We start from the raw sequence: 16,737 nt of genomic DNA, 5'->3' as shown, positions 1-16,737 counted from the left end.
TAAACAAAAGCTATACTCCTTTTGTTTACTTCTTTAATATTTATGAAACTTTATTCTTATTTTTATACATTTTAAAATCTGTATTTTTAAACAGATTAGCTTCTCCCTGACCGTGATACATCTCTATACCATAGGAAAAATCTAAAATTATTTTTACATCATCAATAAATAGTGGATTATTTTTTAATTCTAATTTAACCTTGTATATTAAAGCTTCAACCTTTTTATAATCCTCTTCAAAAAGAAGAATAAACTCATCCCCTCCATAGCGTATTATTTCAGCAGTATTTTGCATTTCATTTTTAAGTATTTTAGCAAAATGTTTTATAGCACTATCTCCTGCCTCGTGCCCAAACTTATCATTTATCTGTTTAAACTTATTTAAGTCCATAAGTGCCATACCAAATTCAATATTATTTTTGTTATATCTTTGGATCAATTCCTTAATTCTTTTATTGTAATAGGCTGCATTCTTAAGCCCTGTCATATAATCGGTTACTACACTAAGTTTTATCGTTTCCAGTTGACATATATTTTTATATTTTAAAAACATATTATTCACAAGAAGATTAAAGGTCTTTACCTGTTCTAAATTAAAATACCAATCACTTTTAGAATCATTACAGAGAACAAAATAATATAATCCCTCATCGTCCATTATCTTTGAAACAATACAGGATTTTGTGCATTCGTTATTTAAATTTATTACTCCGCTATCCATTCTAAAATTATCTACTAATTCCTTTATAAAACCTACGCCTTTTTCCTTTAAATCACTGTCTGAATATATAACTAAAACCTGCTGTGTATCATAGGAAAATACTAACAAACTCTTAGAGAGGAAGTACTTGTTCAATACATCTGAAGCTGTTTTAAACAAATCCTCTATATTTTGACAAGAAGAAATACTAAAGGACAGTTCTTCAAAAATTTCATAATCCCTACTCTTTCTTGTTTCAAGAAGTATTTGTTTCCTTTGCAATGAAAGCAGTCTAAAGAAATTAAGAGGATTTGATAAAACATTAAACTCATCTATTCTATAGTTTTCTAATATAGTTCTTTTAAGTGCCTCAAACTGTTTTTCTAAGCAATACTTTTCTGCAATATTTTTTGCCATATTAAATTTAGATTCATCCATAGATAAACTATAATAATATGTTAAAAACTCCATAAGAATAATCTGTACATATAAATTATCGCTTCCCTTTTGGATTAACAAATCAATTGTCTTGTGGAATAAATCAAGTCCATCTTGATATTTATTATAATTTATCAAAGCATCTAAAAGTAACTTTTTACTTCTTTTAATATAATGCTCATTTTCATCTGTATAATTGTATGCTAATTTTAAATAATATTCAGCCCTATTTATATCATTTTTATATATCAAATAATCAATTCCTAAGTCAGTATATACCTTGCTTAAGTTGTGTACTTCATTAACCCTATTAATATAATTAATATTCTCAAGAATATCCTTACTCAATTCCTGCATATATATTGAAGCCTCTATATCACCCAAAAACTTACAAGTCAAGGCTATATTATCAAAGGTTTTAACTGATTCATCTAAAAGCTTCGTTACATTGCTAAGATTTGTTAAAATATTTATTGCTCTTTTAAAGGTTTCAATAGAAGATTTAAAATCTCCCTTTAAAAACTCAACATAACCTAAGGTGTTTAATAACTTAATATATTCCATCTTATCTTCAATGTGTTCTATACATCTTATAGCCTTTTCAAAATAATATGAGGCTCTTTCAAAATTTCCCTTTGTGACATAAATAATACCAGCATTTTTATATGTTGAAAAAACAACATCAGGAATGTTTATCTCATCTGCAATATTTAGGGCTCTGTTAATATATTTTATAGAATCATCTATTCTTTCGATATTATGGTAGTGATAAGATATAGCATTAAGTATAGCAATTTCTGCAAGCTTGTCTACTCCTTTTACAAGCCTTAGAGCCTTTAAAAAATATGCCTCCGAGCCGCTTATAAATATATCCTTTGTCTTTTGTAGAAAATTTGCAGTTAAAGAATATATGCACATCCTTTCATAATCTGTACATTCATTCTTTTTTATATAATTTAGAGCATACTTTAAATACTGTTCAGCCATCTCATAATTATTTGTATCAAAATAATAGAAGGATAGAAAAGCATTTATATAAAATACATACTTTCCCTCAAATGTTTCAATATTTTTTTCTACTTCGTCAAAATAATTAGAAGAAGATTCTCTATTATTTAAGTATGTAATCATTTGTTTAACCAAATAGTCAATATTAAATATAGAATATTCATCACAAAATATATCATCCTCTAATAAATTTCTAAATCTAATGTTTAAAGCATCTCTATTTTGTTTTATGATGTGAAATTTAATATCAATATTAGGAGATATAAAAAATATAGGTTCTTTAGATAAATCATATATTTCACTTAAAATACTCATAGCACTTCCCCCAAATCACTTCCTTAATCTAATTATAATAAATTTTTTAATTTTTTTAAATATATGATTTTACAATATATTTAATTAAAGCAAAGGGTTCCCTTAAATATCCATAAATTTCATCACCAATGTGCTTTTTAACAAACACTCCTTGATAAGAGGCATTTATACCAAACTTTTTTGCAACTACCATAGAGCGAAAAAGATGAAACTTATTTGAAACAATAATGGCTGATTTAAGATTTTTTCTATTCATAATTTCTTTACTGTATTTTAAATTTTCATATGTATTTTTCGATTTATTTTCAACTAAAATCTTTTCCTTACTAACACCTTTTGCTATCAAATACTCCTTCATTGCCTCTGCTTCCTCTATACCTTCCCCCTGTCCTTTACCACCTGACACAATTATATGCTTAACTTTACCTTCGTTTAAAAGACTTAACCCTTTATCAGTTCTTTCCATCAAAAAAGGACTCATAAGTTTACCATATACCCTACATCCTAAAACAATAACACAATCGGCCTCTTTTTCTTTACTTGAAAAACCAAAGCCTATTATCATTGAAAGAAGAAATAAATACACAAATACCCCAAAAGCCAACACTGTTAAAACAAACCTTTTTAATTTATTCATAAAATCCCCTCCAAAATTAAAGAGGAAGAAAAACTTCCCCTTTATAAATATTTCTTTAAATACATTCCTGTGTAGGACTTTTTAACTTTTATAATCTCCTCTGGAGTTCCCTTTGCTATTACTGTTCCTCCTAAGTCTCCACCCTCTGGGCCTAAATCTATTATATAATCAGCACATTTTATAACGTCTAAATTATGTTCAATTACAATTACGGTATTGCCTGCATCAGTTAATCTCTGTATTATTTCAATAAGCCTTCTCACATCTTCAATATGAAGACCTGTTGTTGGTTCATCTAAGATATAAAGCGTTCGTCCAGTACTTCTTTTTGATAATTCATATGCAAGCTTAATCCTTTGTGCTTCTCCACCTGATAGTTGTGTTGATGGCTGACCAAGTTTAATATAGGATAACCCAACATCATAGAGTGTTTGAAGTTTATTTTTTATCCTTGGTATATTTTCAAAGAATTCTAATGCCTCCTCAACTGTCATATCAAGAACTTCTGCTATATTTTTACCCTTATATTTAACCTCTAACGTTTCACTATTGTATCTTTTTCCTTTGCAAACCTCACAAGGAATGTAGACATCAGATAAAAACTGCATTTCAATTTTAATTATACCATCACCCGAACAAGCCTCACAACGTCCACCCTTAACATTAAAACTAAATCTTCCAGGTTTATATCCCCTCATTTTTGCCTCTGGAGTTTGAGCAAATACTTCTCTTATATAATCAAAGACTCCCGTATACGTTGCAGGATTTGAACGTGGTGTTCTACCTATTGGAGATTGGTCAATATCTATTATTTTATCTATCTGTTCAAGCCCTAATATATCCTTATGTTTTCCTGGTGTATCTTTGATATTTAATATTCTCTTTGCTGCACCTTTATAAAGAATTTCGTTTATTAGCGTACTTTTACCTGAACCTGAAACTCCAGTTACACAAGTAAAAACACCAAGCGGAAATTTTACATTTATATTTTTAAGATTATTTTCTGCTGCACCTACAACTTCAATATATCCCTTAGGTTCTCTTCTTTTTTCTGGAACTTCAATCCTTCTTCTACCTGATAGATATTGTCCTGTTATTGAGTTTTCATCTGCTGCAATCTCATCAGGTGTACCCTGTGCCACAATTCTTCCTCCGTGGGTTCCTGCACCAGGACCAATATCAATTATATGGTCTGCTGCTCTTATAGTATCTTCATCGTGTTCTACAACAATTAACGTGTTGCCTAAATCCCTTAAGTGTTTTAAAGTATCAAGAAGTCTATCGTTATCCCTTTGATGAAGTCCTATACTTGGTTCATCAAGTATATATAAAACTCCGACAAGACTTGAGCCTATCTGTGTTGCCAGTCTTATTCTTTGAGACTCACCACCTGATAATGTAGATGCTGCCCTTGATAGAGTTAGATAGTCTAATCCGACATTTATCAGGAAGGTTAATCTTGCCTTTATCTCCTTTAAAATTTGGTGGGCAATCTTTTCCTCCTTCTCTGTTAAATTTAAATTTTCTATAAACTCAAGCTCCTTTTTTATTGACATATCACAAAATTTATCTATTGAAAGTCCACCTATTGTAACTGACAAGCTCTCCTCCCTAAGTCTTGCTCCTTTACACTTTGGACAAGTTTTGAACTCCATATACCCCTCTATTTCATTCCTGATATACTCAGAATTAGTCTCCTTATATCTTCTTTGGAGGTTTGGAATTATACCCTCAAAGCTATACATCATTTCGCCTTTCCCATATTCCCTCTCAAAACTCACCATAAACTTTTCGCCATCATTACCATAAAGAAGTAAATTTAATATATCCTTAGGCAGATTTTTAAGGGGTTCATCAAGACTAAATCCATAATGTTTTGAAAGGCCATAAAGTATTGAATATGTCCAAGTATCATCTCTAAGTTCACCCCAAGGCTTTATGGCTCCTTCATTTATTGATAGCTCCATATCCTTTATAACAAGATGAGGGCTTATCTCCATCAATGAACCTAAACCATCACACACGTCACATTTACCAAAGGGGCTGTTGAAGGAAAACATCCTTGGTGTAATCTCTCCTATACTAATATTACAATCAGGACAAGCAAAGTTTTCACTAAAGAGCATCTCTTCTTTTTCTATTACATCAATTATAACAAGTCCCTCAGAAAGTTTCAGAGCAGTTTCAATTGAATCTGTAAGTCTTGATTTAATTCCTTCCTTTATTACTATTCTATCAACAACTACCTCTATATTATGCTTTTTATTCTTTTCCAGCTTTATTTCATCATTTATATCATAAACTGTTCCATCTACTCTTACCCTAACAAATCCATCCTTCTTTATCTTTTCAAATAGCTTTGAATGTTCTCCTTTTCTGCCTCTAACAACAGGTGCTAAAACCTGTATTTTTGTTCTTTCTTCAAGTTGAAGAACCCTTTCTACTATTTGATCTATACTCATCTTAGTTATTTCTCTACCACATTTTGGACAATGAGGCTTACCTATTCTTGCATATAGAAGTCTTAAATAATCATATATTTCTGTAACAGTTCCAACAGTTGAACGCGGATTTTTGCTGGTTGTCTTTTGATCTATAGATATAGCTGGAGAAAGTCCCTCTATATAATCAACATCTGGTTTATTCATCTGACCTAAAAACTGTCTTGCATAGGCAGAAAGGGACTCTACATATCTTCTCTGTCCCTCTGCATAAATTGTATCAAAAGCAAGAGAAGATTTGCCTGAACCTGAAAGACCAGTCAAAACAACAAATTTATTTCTTGGTATTTCAACATCAATATTTTTAAGATTGTGTTCTCTTGCTCCCTTTATAATAATTTTATCTACAGCCATCTTTTCACCTCTTGTTCTTATATTAAAACTTATGCATAATAAAGGTACAAATTGTGATAAAACAACCATTTACCACATTATGTACCCAAATTAATTATGATATACCTTTGAGTTTATATATTTTATCTCTAAGCTCTGCTGCCCTTTCAAACTCAAGATTTTTAGCCGCTTCAAGCATCATCTCTTCTAATGTCCTAATTAATAAATCCTTATCCTCTGCCTTATAGATTTCCTTATCTTCAGCAACCTTAGTTGCTTCGATAATTTCGTGTACTGGTTTTACAACGGTCTTAGGTACTATTCCGTGTTTCTTATTGTAATCCATTTGTATCTTTCTTCTTCTATTAGTTTCATCAATTGCTCTTTTCATAGAGTCAGTCATTTTATCTGCATACATTATAACCTTACTCTCTGCGTTTCTTGCTGCTCTACCTATTGTCTGTATAAGTGAAGTTTCTGAACGCAAGAAGCCTTCTTTATCTGCATCAAGTATTGCAACAAGGGCAACCTCTGGTATATCAAGCCCCTCTCTTAAAAGGTTTATTCCTACTAATACATCAAAATCACCTTTTCTTAGATCTCTAATAATCCTCATTCTCTCAAGAGTATCTATATCTGAATGTAAATATCTAACCTTTATGCCTACATCCTTTAGGTATTCAGTTAAATCTTCAGCCATCTTTTTTGTAAGAGTAGTAACCAATATTCTAAATCCTCTTGAAATAGTTGCTTTAATCTCTCCAATTAAATCATCAATTTGTCCCTTAATTGGTTTTACTACTATTTCTGGATCAAGAAGTCCAGTTGGTCTTATAATCTGTTCCACCACTTGAGTTGAATTTTCTATCTCATATTGTGATGGTGTTGCACTTACAAACAAAACTTGATTTATCTTCTTTTCAAACTCCTCAAATTTTAAAGGTCTATTATCATAGGCACAAGGAAGTCTAAATCCATACTCAACTAAATTATCCTTTCTTGATTTATCTCCTGCATACATAGCCCTAAGCTGTGGAAGTGTTACGTGGGATTCATCTATAAAAATCAAAAAATCATCTGGGAAGTAATCAAGTAAAGTGTATGGAGGTTCTCCTTTTTGCCTTCCATCAAAGTGTCTTGAGTAATTTTCAATCCCATTACAATAACCAACTTCCCTTAGCATCTCTATATCATAATTTGTTCTTTGTTTTAATCTTTGAGCTTCAAGAAGTCTCTCCTTCTGCAATAATTCATTATACCTTTCCTCTAATTCCTTTTCTATTCCCTCTATTGCCTTTTCAATCTTTTCTCTTGATGCAGCATAGTGGGATGCAGGGAAAATAGAAATATGCTTTCTCTCTCCTAATATTTCACCAGTCAGTACATCTATCTCAGTTATTCTATCTATCTCATCACCAAAAAATTCAACTCTTATAGCCTTTTCCGATTGAGAGGCTGGGAATATTTCAAGCACATCTCCTCTTACTCTAAAGGTTCCTCTTACAAAATTTATATCATTTCTTTGATATTGTATATCAACAAGCCTTCTTATAACCTCATCCCTGTCCCTTTCCATTCCTACTCTTAAAGAAACTACAAGGTCTCTATATTCATTAGGATCCCCTAAACCATATATACAGGAAACACTTGCTACAATTATTACATCCCTTCTTTCAAACAGGGCAGAAGTTGCAGAGTGTCTCAGCTTATCTATTTCATCGTTTATGGATGCATCCTTTTCTATATATGTGTCTGTATGAGGCACATAGGCTTCTGGTTGATAATAGTCATAATAACTAACAAAATATTCAACTGCATTTTCAGGAAAAAATTCTTTAAACTCACTACAAAGCTGTGCTGCTAAAGTTTTATTATGGGCAATAACAAGAGTTGGTTTTTGAACTCTTTCTATTATATTTGCCATAGTAAAGGTCTTTCCTGAACCTGTAACTCCTAAAAGAGTTTGACACCTATCTCCTCTTTTTATCCCCTCCACAAGTTTCTCTATTGCCTGTGGTTGGTCTCCTGTTGGTTTAAAATTTGATACTATTTTAAATTCTCCCATCTAATTCACCTCTGAACATATGTTCGCTATTTTAATTATATAACTTTATATTTTAAACGTCCAGTAGTATATTTAAATATTTCAATATAAAAAATAGGGGACTATCCCCCTATTTAAAATCCATATCAATATTATATTTCTTTAGCCACGTGTTTACTTGAATTAAATATGCTAATGTTTGAGGCCCACTCATAAGCTGTCCAAACCAATTATCATTAATATTTTTAGCACCAATATTAGCCGTATATTCAACAAAATCTTTATCAATTATATAGAGTATAGGTTCATTTTTATTTGATAAAATATCTATCATATATTTACATACAAGCTCAGTATACTTTGGATTATGTGTTTTAGGATATGGTGATTTTTTTCTTTCAATTATATCATCTGGTAAAATACCTTTAAGTGCACGTCTTAATATTCCCTTCTCTCTTCCATCACAGAATTTGAATTTAGGTGGAATATTATAAGCAAATTCCACAAGTCTATAATCTGCAAATGGAACTCTTACTTCTAAACTATTTGACATACTCATCCTATCTTTTCTATTTAGGAGTGTAACCATAAACCACTTAATATTTAGATAAAACATCTCCCTTAGTCTTTTTGTCAGTTCATCATCTTCGTCTAGGTACTCTACTTGATTAATTGTTTCTTCATAATGCCTCTTTATTTTGCTTTCTAAATCCAATTTTAGATTTTTGTTTATAATTGATTTCCTTACATCAACAGATTTTAACCAAGGAAAACCTTTATAGTTTAAATCTTCTCTTTTTATATACCAAGGATATCCACCAAACACTTCATCTGCACATTCTCCTGATAATGCAACTGTAGCATATTTTCTAATTTCTCTACAAAATAGATATAATGATGAATCAATATCAGCCATACCAGGAAGATCATTTGCTAATACAGCTTCTTCTAAATAATTTACAAGTTGTTCTTGAGATAATACTACATTTTTGTGAATACTTTCAATTTCACTAACCATTAAATCAATATATTCATTGTCATTATTGGGTATATAATCATTTGCTTTAAAGTACTTTTCGTTATCTTCATAATCTATCGAAAATGTTTCAAGCTGCATTCCCTTTTCTTTAAAAAAATTTGATGCAACATAAGATATTATACTTGAATCTAATCCTCCAGATAAAAATGTGCAAACCTTTACATCAGCAGAGAGCTGTCTATATATTGCATCAATAACCAAACTTCTTACATTATCAATGCATTCATCTAATGTTTGATTGTTTTTATAAGCTGTAGGTTTCCAATATTCTTTTATTATAAAATTTCCATTTTCAAAAATCAAATAACTTGCCGGTGGCACTTCTTTTATCCCTTTTAATATTCCATCTCCAAGGGGTCTTGATGGTCCAAGTGCAAATAATGTTTCAAGCCCATCTTTATCTAAAATAGGTTTAATTTTTGAATGTGAAAGAATGCTTTTAATTTCTGATGCAAAAATAATTTCATTGTTTTGTTTGAAATAAAATAGTGGTTTTACTCCTAAATGATCTCTTGCCATAAAGAGTCTACTTTTATTTTCATCCCAAACAGCAAATGCAAAAATACCATTTAAATGGTTTATACAATCTTCTTTATAATGAACATATGCAGTTAATAAAACCTCTGTATCAGAATAAGAATTAAATGTATAGCCTAACTTTTTAAGTTCATCTCTTAATTCATTTGTATTATATAATTCTCCATTATAGACAAGAATATATCTGTTTCCTCCAAATTCCTTAATCATTGGTTGCTGTCCGCCTACAGGGTCAACAACAACTAATCTTCTATGACCAAATAAAACATTACTACCTTGATAAAATCCCTCTTCATCTGGTCCTCTTTTTATAAGTTTTCTTGTCATTCTTTCAACTTCATTCATTCTATCCTTTATATTTTCATCAAAATTAATCCAACCTACAATTCCACACAAACTTAACACCTCTAATTAATACTATTTTAGAGTTATAAAATAATCTACCAGTCGTCTTCTTAAGGCATCTACTTCACTAAAGTCTGTTGCCTGTATATAGTATTTTTCAAGATCGTCGTGTAGATTCTTAATTAATGAGTATACTTCTTTTGCTTCATTTATTTTATCTCTATATCTAACTTCTATTGTCTTAATTGGATCTTCGTTTTCTTTGACTATATTTTGATCTATACACTCAAACATATCAACAACTTTGTCATTTTCATTTGGATTATATACGTGTGGTGCTGTTCCATCAAGCATTACAAAGCTACGAGCTGGTATAATAATCATATCTATACTTGACGGATCAAAGGCACAGTGATAAAATTCAACATCCAATCCCGCCTCAATTGCTGCCTTTGCAACTTTTTTAGTCATAGTTGATTTACCTGTACCTGGTCTTCCCTTTACAATTATTCTATTTTTTAATCCTTGAATTAAATCCTCATAAAAACACTGCTGCCCCTGAGGTGTCATTGCTCCTGCAAATCTATGAACCTCTTCTCCCTTTCTATCAAAGGATGTTAAATTAAGTCCATCTATTATGTCTTGTGTAATTTTGTCTGCCTTTTCAAAATCCATTCCCTTTAAATATTCCTTTTCCCATTCATCGTGTATTAACTTTGCCTCTCTAAGTAGTGAGAAAAATATTGAATATTGTTCGCTAATCTTATCAGTGTAATATATTATTGGCTTTTTGTACTTTCTAATCAAATCAATATCCCAGTAATCTCCAAAATTTAATATTCTTTCAACTGCACCTGGGTATTTAGGGTCAATAACATGAGATAATTTTCCATAAACACACTAAAATAGCCAGTGGATTATTATTTCCTGCTCATTTGTGTTTTTATCCTTTTCTCCTATTTCAATGTAGTCTATAAGCTCATTGACCATATCGTGGGTTAGTTTATCAAAATTTAAAAAGGCCCTAACTTTTTCTGTTATTCTACTTTTCTTTTCTAATGAAGCCCTTAAACTTTCTATTTGGGACTCAATATATTCTTTACGTGCCAACAGGCTGTTTTTTTCATCTAAGAAAGCCTTATTAAACTCTAAAAACTGCTCTTCTGATATAGTTCCCTTTGTTTTATCAAGATAAATATTTTTAAGTGCAGTATCCCTTGTTTTAATTTCGTTGTTTATCCTATTTAGTTCCTTTTCTAAATTTTTAATCTCCAAATCAAAGGCCATATCGTTAAGGCCTTCTACAATCTCATTTTCGTCTAATATTCTAAAATGTTCTTTAATTCTTTCTGCCACTATATTTTCAAGCCTATCAAGCCTTATTGTATGCTTTGTACATAGCCTTCCCTTTGACACACAATATAGCTTACACCTTAAATATGACCTTTTGGAATTGTTGGTTGCCTTTTGCATCGTACTTTTACAATCTAAGCATTTAACCTTCCCTGCAAAAATATGTGATTTACCTGTTCCTAAACTTCTAACATTGTTTTTTAGTCTCTTTTGAACTTTATCAAACGTCTCTCTATCAATAATTGGTTGGTGGGTATTTTCCACTATAATCCAGTCACTTTCCTTAAGCTTTACAGTCTTTTTTGACTTATAATTGAGCTTTTCATATACGTGCTGTACCATATCTCCAACATACATTCTATTTTTTAAAATCCTTTTTACAGTTGTTTTATTCCAATAACCTCGACTTTTATTAACAAAGCTATTGTTTACATTCATCCCCTTTAAAAGCTTATATTTGCTTGGGTTTGGGATATTTTTTTCGTTTAGCATATCTGCAATCTTTTGTGTTCCATATCCTTCTAAATACCAATTGAATATATCTCTAACTATCTTCGCAGCTTCCTCATCTATTACAAGCTTATTTTTATCCTTTTCATCCTTTTTGTAGCCAAAACAAGGGAAAGAACCTATAAATTTGCCTGACTTTTGTTTTACTCTAAATACAGCCTTTATTGATTCACTTATATCCTCACAATACCATTCATTAACAAGAGCATTAACCTGCCTGCTCTTTTTATTATGCTTATCCTTTGTATCTACCCCATCCACAACACTTACAAATCTTATATTCCACTCTATAAACTTATTGTGAAGGTACTTCTCAATAAGCTCCATATCCCTTGAAAACCTTGATTGGTGCTTACAGAGAATTATATTAAACTTACCCTCTTTAGCATCCTTTATCATCTGATTAAACTCTGGCCTATCTTTATCAAGCCCTGAATAATCCTCATCACTATATATCTTATATATCCTCCATCCTCGTTCATTAGCGTATCTTATGAGCATATCCTTTTGGTTTTGTATACTCTCACTCTCATCCATCTTATTTGCTTTATCCCTATCTTCATCACTTAGCCTTACATATATAGCAACAACCTCCAAGCTATACCTCCTTCACCTTACTCACTGGCTAAGAAGTATAACTACCTACTTTATCTTTAAGCAGATAGCTTTATCTGCTGTTTCTATCTTCTTTCTTCTTAATTAACTTAATTACCTTCTCAATTAGCTTCTTTTTTCTCTCTTCACCATCCTTTGTAGCAAATACTTCAGTTAGAATTATTTTTTCAGTAGCCCTATCCCCCACAAAAAACTCCTTAACTTAATTCACTTATCATTTTATTCAAAGAGAATTATTGGTATTACTTATATGTTGAACATCTTCTTTCACTTTTATGTATTTTTCATCAATATGAATTTATTGTAGACAAGTATAAACTCGTCCAACATTGTCAATAATCAAAACTGAAAGGGGGATTTAAATGGAAACACTACAAATTGAGTTTGGTAAGATGGTTAGAAAATATAGAAAGGATAAGGGATACTCCACTCAAAAGTTGGCTGAACTTTTAGGAGTAAGCGTTGGACTTGTAAATAATATTGAAAATGGGAAGAGTGATGTGTTTAAGTTAACTTTATTTATTAATTTAATCTCTACTTTAAATATACCGCAGAAAAATATAATAAAATTTTTATATAGCAGCAACCATATAAACTTTAATAATCTTTTAAGTGAAAGTGATTTTGAATTTACAATGGATAATATAACTCTTGGAGAGAAAGAATACTTTGTATCAAAAATTAAAAATATAGTAAATAGCTTAATAAAAATACTTAACAAAATTAATTATGACTATGACCTATCTAAAAATCTTTTTAAAAACTTAGATGTGGAACTGGATTGTTTCTATTATATTATTAAGAATTCAAATAAATTACAAAAATAATTTTTGACCTATGTTAAAAAGGATGAAGTATTGTATACCTCATCCTTTTATTTTTATAAATCTTTCATAGATATATTTCACAATATTATAGCATCTAATATATTATTAAAGTTTTTTAGTCTATAGCCTCTAAAATAAATTCTGAAGGGTCTTTTTCTGGTCCTTTAAAATCTACTCCTAATTCTTTAAAATGTCTTTTTGCACATTCTATTTTGATTTCTTCCTTTGGTCTTAAATCTTCTTGATATTCAGTTCCTTTAGTTTCAACAACAAAATACAATTTTTCCTCATTATCCTTTTCCACTACAACAGCCCAGTCTGGATTATAATCTCCTAAAGGTGTCGGTATCTTAAACCAATTAGGTAGTTTAGCGTATACCTTTACATGTTCATCATTTTCAAACCTCTTTGCAAAGTTAGCTTCAACAGTTGAATCAAAAATTATCTTATCATAAGGACTTTTTTTACTTTCTTCAAATTTTTCTGCTATAAATTCAATTATTTCTTTTTCATAGAATAACTCCACCTTATAATAATCATCTATTTTATGATATCTTATACCATCCTTTACAACATTTCTAAGTTCTCTATTTATAATGTCTGCAACCTGTTCAATAAATTTTTGTGGGTTAACTTTAAATTCTTCAAGTCTATTTGAACCAACTAAAATATCAACTATAGTTCCACGAGTTAATCTTGTTCTGTTTTGAAGTTCTGTTAATATATCTGGTAAATTAATTTTTATATTAATATCTTCTTTACCCTCACTTACTAATTCATCAGAAACTCCTTTTTCCTTGTCCATATATATACGTGATTTTTCAACAATTAACTCTGGTGGTGCTATTTTAGGCATATTGTTAATTTTATCTATGCACTTTTTTACCATCTCTTTACTATCAAATTGTAAAGAATATATGGTCTTTTGATTTATTTTATTCCATAGATTTCTAAACTCTTCACTATCCAATACCACTCTATTTAATTTTGCTGTATTCTTTTTTGTTGCATCTTTAATATCTAACTTATTAATTCTTCTCTTTAATTCCTTTATAATGCTATTATGCCAATTTGCAAATTCTTGTGGTAACTCTAAATCATCATTTAAAACTGAGTTAGATAATTCTTCTGTTATTTTATCATTCTTTAAATAACCACTTTTAGTTAAATATTCGTGTAATTTTTTTGACAATTCATATCCCATTTGAACTTTATTTCCATCTTCATTTTCATAAAATAACCCTGCAAACATATGCTTTTCTACTGCACCGAATTTGATACCTGTGTCTTCTTCGATTTCTCTTTGTAGATTAGCAACAAAATCATGATAAGACTCATTTGCCATTACTGTAAGTATATTTATACTTACATTCTTCCCTCTCTCTTCTATTCTTTCTCCACTATTATCCACACAAAGTCTTAATCCTCTTCCTATTTCCTGTCTTCTTTTTATATATGTTCCTGCTGTATCCTTTAATGTACATATTTGAAAAACATTAGGATTATCCCATCCTTCTCTAAGTGCAGAGTGTGAAAAAATAAACTTCAAAGGTTCATCTAAGCTTAATAACCTCTCCTTATCCCTCATTATAAGACTATATACATCATCGTCATCCTTTGTATTTCCCTTTGTGTCTTTAAATCTTCCCTTTTTATCCTGAGCAAAATAACCATTATGTATCTTCTCAATATCCTCTAAATTAAAATCTTCAAAAAGAGTTTTATATTTGGATTTTGTTATTAATTTTTTATATTCCTCTTCAAACATAGTAGCATATTTGCCCTTGACTGGGTTTCCATCTTGGTCATAATCTCTATAATTAGCTACCTTATCTATAAAAAATAAACTCAATACCTTTATTTTTTTATTCATAGTTTTAAATTTTAATTCTTTATTTAAATGTTCCTCTATTGTCTTTCTTATCATAAATCTTTTTATTTCGTCATCATCTATATCTCCAATGCTTTGATTTAAATAAATAATATTGCCATTTACCTCAATAAACTCATCACCAACACCCCAGCTTATATCTTCTATTTTAAATCCACGATATATCTCTCTTTTAGTTATATCATACAAGTCATCACCTGGTTTAACTGTTTTGATAGTTCTTTTTATTTTTCCATTATTTTCAACATCAACTTCAACCTTTGCTTTTCTTTCCGCAACTTCTACTAATTTTATATATGGAAGGTTAAAGTTATTAAAGGATTTAACAGACATCACCTCAATCTTTTTTACCAAATTTTTTTCATAAGCATCAACAGCATCTAATTTATAAACCATGTTATATTTATCAACATGCGTTGCTGAATATCTTAATGTACATAATGGATTTAAAGACGCTATTGCCTCCTTTGCCTTATCTGTTGTATCAACACTTTGGGGTTCATCTATAATTACAATTGGATTTGTTTCCTGTATATATTGTATTGGCTTTAATCCATTTAATTTATCATTTGGCCTATGAATAATGTTAGATTTACTTTCCATATCAGGGTCAGAAAAGGATTTTCTAAAGGCATCTATGTTTATAATCATTATCTGTATTGTATTTGATGTTGCAAAGCTTCTAACCTGTGTCAGTTTCGATGCATCGTAAATAAAAAACTCAGCTGGCTTGTTGTCATAAAGTTCATTAAAGTGGTCTTTTGTTATTTGCAATGTTTTATATACACCTTCTCTTATTGCAACTGAAGGTACAACAATTATAAATTTAGTAAATCCATAGTTTTTATTTAACTCATATATTGTTTTTAAATAAACATAGGTTTTTCCAGTACCTGTTTCCATTTCCACTGTAAAATTCATTCCCTGCAATTTTTCGCTTATTGGCAAGCCATTTCTCATTTGTATTTCTTGAACATTTTTTAAAATTTCATTTTCTGTCAATTCAAGATAATTTCCTATTCCTAATTCAGTATGCTTTACACCACACATTACTTCTTCTGAATAAACGGTAAAATTACTCTGCATTATTCTTTGTCCTCTAAATATATCAACAACAGACTTTATAGCATCCCATTGATAACTTAAGTCTGACTTAAATTTAAGCTTCATTTTAAACACTCCTTATATTTTCTTCCTTTATTCCAAGCTGTTTAAGTGTTTGAACTGTGTTTAACTTAAGTGAATCTTTACCTGAAAATGCAGTCTCTAAAAACACTATTCTTACATCATCCTTCATAAATTCTGACACTAAACTTGGTATTTGTTTTACTAATTCTATTGTTATTTCATCTTCTAAGCATACAATTAATGCTCCATCTGCAACTCTATATAGCTTTTTATTATCTATATTTATCTCTTCTATCTTCGTTGTTAAATCAAGTCCAAGTTTCAGTATTATTTCATAAAGCACATCTTCCTTTGTTCTTCCTTCTACAATATTGTTTTTAATATCAAGTAGTGTAGATTTTATATCATCATAATTTGGATTCCATATTTTTATGTTTGAATAATCAAGCTTGAATACCTTAAAACCTATATCTAAGTCCTCTCTTCCTGTTTCTTTCTTTATCTTTTCTCCTGCTC

At 30.1% G+C, this 16,737-nt stretch carries 10 protein-coding genes and 1 pseudogene; 1 reads left to right on the top strand and 10 read right to left on the bottom strand.

Features of this window, described 5'->3' with window-relative positions:
• Positions 1–40 precede the first annotated feature (40 nt).
• The 8 genes from BUB63_RS04140 to BUB63_RS13975 form a co-directional block, all read right to left on the bottom strand.
• Positions 41–2,461: a tetratricopeptide repeat-containing diguanylate cyclase gene (locus BUB63_RS04140; protein WP_073248051.1), complete on the bottom strand. Its 2,421-nt coding sequence runs from the start codon at positions 2,459–2,461 to the stop codon at positions 41–43.
• A gap of 55 nt (positions 2,462–2,516) precedes the next feature.
• Positions 2,517–3,098 carry a YdcF family protein gene (locus BUB63_RS04135; RefSeq protein WP_073248050.1) on the bottom strand — a complete coding sequence of 194 codons (582 nt, stop codon included), beginning with the start codon at positions 3,096–3,098 and terminating at the stop codon, positions 2,517–2,519.
• Positions 3,099–3,139: 41 nt separating this feature from the next.
• Positions 3,140–5,953, bottom strand: coding sequence for an excinuclease ABC subunit UvrA (gene uvrA, locus BUB63_RS04130; RefSeq protein ID WP_073248070.1), 2,814 nt, complete (start codon positions 5,951–5,953; stop codon positions 3,140–3,142).
• Positions 5,954–6,047: 94 nt separating this feature from the next.
• On the bottom strand, positions 6,048–7,997 hold the full coding sequence (gene uvrB, locus BUB63_RS04125) for an excinuclease ABC subunit UvrB (protein WP_073248049.1): 1,950 nt from the start codon (positions 7,995–7,997) through the stop codon (positions 6,048–6,050).
• Positions 7,998–8,106: 109 nt separating this feature from the next.
• Complete coding sequence (gene asnB / locus BUB63_RS04120) at positions 8,107–9,948, bottom strand: asparagine synthase (glutamine-hydrolyzing) (RefSeq protein ID WP_073248048.1); 1,842 nt, start codon at positions 9,946–9,948, stop codon at positions 8,107–8,109.
• A gap of 21 nt (positions 9,949–9,969) precedes the next feature.
• Positions 9,970–10,704 (bottom strand): hypothetical protein, encoded by a 735-nt coding sequence (locus BUB63_RS04115; protein WP_073248047.1) that lies wholly within the window; start codon positions 10,702–10,704, stop codon positions 9,970–9,972.
• 93 nt (positions 10,705–10,797) lie between these two features.
• A complete protein-coding gene (locus tag BUB63_RS04110) occupies positions 10,798–12,357 on the bottom strand; it encodes a recombinase family protein (protein WP_073248046.1) in 1,560 nt (519 codons plus the stop codon).
• 70 nt (positions 12,358–12,427) lie between these two features.
• Complete coding sequence (locus tag BUB63_RS13975) at positions 12,428–12,562, bottom strand: hypothetical protein (protein WP_278298295.1); 135 nt, start codon at positions 12,560–12,562, stop codon at positions 12,428–12,430.
• A gap of 175 nt (positions 12,563–12,737) precedes the next feature.
• Between BUB63_RS13975 and BUB63_RS04105 the strand changes: the two genes are divergently transcribed.
• Positions 12,738–13,202: a helix-turn-helix domain-containing protein gene (locus tag BUB63_RS04105; RefSeq protein WP_073248045.1), complete on the top strand. Its 465-nt coding sequence runs from the start codon at positions 12,738–12,740 to the stop codon at positions 13,200–13,202.
• A gap of 115 nt (positions 13,203–13,317) precedes the next feature.
• On the opposite strand, the gene BUB63_RS04100 is transcribed toward BUB63_RS04105, so the two are convergent.
• Both BUB63_RS04100 and BUB63_RS13585 read right to left on the bottom strand, forming a co-directional pair.
• A complete protein-coding gene (locus BUB63_RS04100; RefSeq protein ID WP_073248044.1) occupies positions 13,318–16,263 on the bottom strand; it encodes a type III restriction-modification system endonuclease in 2,946 nt (981 codons plus the stop codon).
• Position 16,264: 1 nt separating this feature from the next.
• Positions 16,265–16,737 (bottom strand): annotated as a pseudogene (locus BUB63_RS13585) (site-specific DNA-methyltransferase); the annotation flags it as partial.

Source organism: Caloramator proteoclasticus DSM 10124, assembly GCF_900129265.1.
GTDB classification, from domain to species: domain Bacteria; phylum Bacillota; class Clostridia; order Clostridiales; family Caloramatoraceae; genus Thermobrachium; species Thermobrachium proteoclasticum.
The sequence above is the reverse complement of the archived record's forward strand: the minus strand, read 5'-3'. Positions and strand labels throughout refer to the sequence as shown.

Excerpts from the sequence above, each read along its gene's own strand:
- BUB63_RS04100 (WP_073248044.1), bottom strand. The coding sequence starts at position 16,263 with ATGAAGCTTAAATTTAAGTCAGACTTAAGTTATCAATGGGATGCTATA.
- uvrB (WP_073248049.1), bottom strand. The coding sequence starts at position 7,997 with ATGGGAGAATTTAAAATAGTATCAAATTTTAAACCAACAGGAGACCAA.
- BUB63_RS04135 (WP_073248050.1), bottom strand. The coding sequence starts at position 3,098 with ATGAATAAATTAAAAAGGTTTGTTTTAACAGTGTTGGCTTTTGGGGTA.
- BUB63_RS04140 (WP_073248051.1), bottom strand. The coding sequence starts at position 2,461 with ATGAGTATTTTAAGTGAAATATATGATTTATCTAAAGAACCTATATTT.
- BUB63_RS04105 (WP_073248045.1), top strand. The coding sequence starts at position 12,738 with ATGGAAACACTACAAATTGAGTTTGGTAAGATGGTTAGAAAATATAGA.
- uvrA (WP_073248070.1), bottom strand. The coding sequence starts at position 5,953 with ATGGCTGTAGATAAAATTATTATAAAGGGAGCAAGAGAACACAATCTT.